The sequence below is a fragment of the Saccharomonospora iraqiensis subsp. iraqiensis genome, assembly GCF_000430445.1.
GTDB lineage: Bacteria > Actinomycetota > Actinomycetes > Mycobacteriales > Pseudonocardiaceae > Saccharomonospora > Saccharomonospora iraqiensis.
The window spans coordinates 87,846-90,154 of record NZ_KE387090.1 but is presented as its reverse complement, the minus strand read 5'-3'; the positions used below and the strand labels follow the sequence as shown (position 1 = coordinate 90,154).

Here is a 2,309-nt window from a genome sequence, read left to right as displayed (position 1 = left end):
TGACCGCCGGTGCGGTCGCCGTGCTCACCGACGCGGACGGGGCGGACCGGCCCGCCGTGCGCGACGCCGGGCTGCCGGTGCTGGTGCACGACGACCCGCGCGGGATCCTCGGGTCCGTGGCGGCGTGGATCTACGGTGAGCCGTCGCTGCGGTTGTCGGTGCTCGGGGTGACCGGGACGTCGGGCAAGACCACCACGGCCTACCTCGTCGAGTCCGGACTGCGCGCCGCCGGGCACCACACCGGCCTCGTCGGTACCGTCGAGACCCGGCTCGGCGCGGAGCGGCTGGCCAGTGCCTTCACCACCCCCGAAGCCCCCGATCTGCAGGCGTTGTTCGCGATCATGGTGGAGCAGGGGGTCACGCATGTGGCGATGGAGGTCTCCAGCCACGCGCTGGCGCTGGGCCGGGTGAACGGCACCCGGTTCACCGTCGGCGCCTTCACCAACCTCTCACCGGAACATCTCGACTTCCACCGCGACATGGAGGACTACTTCGCCGCGAAGTCGTTGCTGTTCGACGGGCGCTCCACGCAGGAGGTCGTGGTGGCCGACACCGCGTGGGGCCAGGCACTGGTGACCCCGGCCACGGTCACGGTGGCCACCGAACCGGGCGTCGACGCCTCCTGGCGCGCGGACGGGATCACCCTCACCCCCACCGGCGAGCAGGCGTTCGTGCTGCACGGGCCGGACGGGCGCAGCGCGAAGGCCACGCTGCCGCTGCCGGGGGAGTTCAACGTCGCCAACGCGGTCCTCGCGGCTGCGGTGCTGGACAGTGTGGGGGTGTCCCTGCCGGACATCGTCACCGGACTGGCCACGGTCGAGGTGCCGGGCCGGATGGAGCGGGTGTCCGTGGGACAGCCGTTCACCGCCGTGGTGGACTACGCGCACAAACCGGCCGCCGTCACCCAGGCGCTGCGGGCCCTGCGCGCCCGCGCGGACGGCCGGATCATCACGGTCCTCGGGTGCGGGGGCGACCGGGACACGGCGAAACGTCCGGTGATGGGTGAGGCCGCGGCGCGCGGGAGCGACCTGGTCATCATCACCGACGACAACCCCCGCAGTGAGGACCCGGCGGCGATCCGGGAGGCCATGCTCGCCGGCGCCCGCGCCGTCGGCCCGAGCCGGGGCGGCGAGGTGTGCGAGATCGGCGACCGGCGGGAGGCCATCACCGCCGCCGTCGACCGCGCCCGGCCGGGTGACGTGGTGCTCGTGGCGGGCAAGGGACACGAGACCGGGCAGGAGATCGCGGGGGTGGTGCACCCCTTCTCGGACACCGGCGAGCTGGCGGCCGCGATCCGCCGGAGGGGCGACGGAGGAACCGAATGATCGAGATGACACTCGCGGAGATCGCGCGGGTGGTGGGCGGCCGCCTGCACCGCGCCGACGGCAGCGAGCGCGTGACCGGCACGGTCGAGTTCGACTCCCGCAGGCTCACCGCGGGGAGCCTGTTCGTCGCCCTGCCGGGCGAACGGGTGGACGGGCACGCCTACGCCGCGACGGCCGTCAGCGAGGGCGGTGCGGTGGGGGTGCTCGCCGCCCGCGAGGTGGAGGCGCCCGCGGTGCTCGTCCCGGCACCGCCGTCGGGGACGGCGCACGAGCGGTCCGTCGCGCTGACCGGGGACACCGACGGTTCGGGCGCGGCGGTGCTCGCGGCGCTCGGCGCGTTGGCCCGGCACGTGGTGACCGAACTGTCCCGGACGGAGCGGTCCCGGACGGGGCTGCACGTGGTGGGGGTGACGGGCTCGTCCGGCAAGACCTCCACCAAGGACCTGATCGCCCAGGTGCTCGAACCGAGAGGCCCCACCGTCGCCCCGCCCGGCTCGTTCAACAACGAGCTGGGGCATCCGTGGACGGCGCTGCGTGCCGACGCCGACACCCGCCATCTCGTCCTCGAACTCTCGGCCCGCGGGCCCGGGCACATCGCCGAGCTGGCCGCCGTGGCGCCGCCCCGGATCGGGGTGGTGCTCAACGTCGGCAGCGCACACGTCGGCGAGTTCGGCTCCCGGGAGGGGATCGCCCGCACGAAGGGCGAACTGGTGGAGGCGCTGCCGGAGGACGGCGTCGCGGTACTCAACGTCGACGACCCGCTCGTGGCGGCGATGGCCGGGCGGACTCGCGCCCGCGTGGTCGGGTTCGGCGAGGGCCCGGACGCCACGGTGCGCGCCGAGCGGGTACGGCTGGACGAGCACGCCCGGGCCACCTTCGACCTCGTGGCGGGCGGCGAGCGGGCCGAGGTGCGGCTGTCCCTGGTGGGTGAGCACCACGTCGCCAACGCGCTCGCCGCCGCGGCGGTCGCGCTGGAGCTGGGCT

General features: G+C 74.8%; 2 protein-coding genes. Both read left to right on the top strand.

Annotation, left to right across the window (positions count from 1 at the left end):
• Window positions 1–1,325 (top strand): UDP-N-acetylmuramoyl-L-alanyl-D-glutamate--2,6-diaminopimelate ligase (locus ACTIR_RS23105; protein ID WP_065388578.1); only part of this gene is annotated, 1,325 nt, incomplete at its 5' end.
• Window positions 1,322–2,309, top strand: a 988-nt coding sequence (locus tag ACTIR_RS23100; protein ID WP_034239719.1) for a UDP-N-acetylmuramoyl-tripeptide--D-alanyl-D-alanine ligase, incomplete at its 3' end; no start/stop codon positions are given. The genes ACTIR_RS23105 and ACTIR_RS23100, both read left to right, overlap by 4 nt.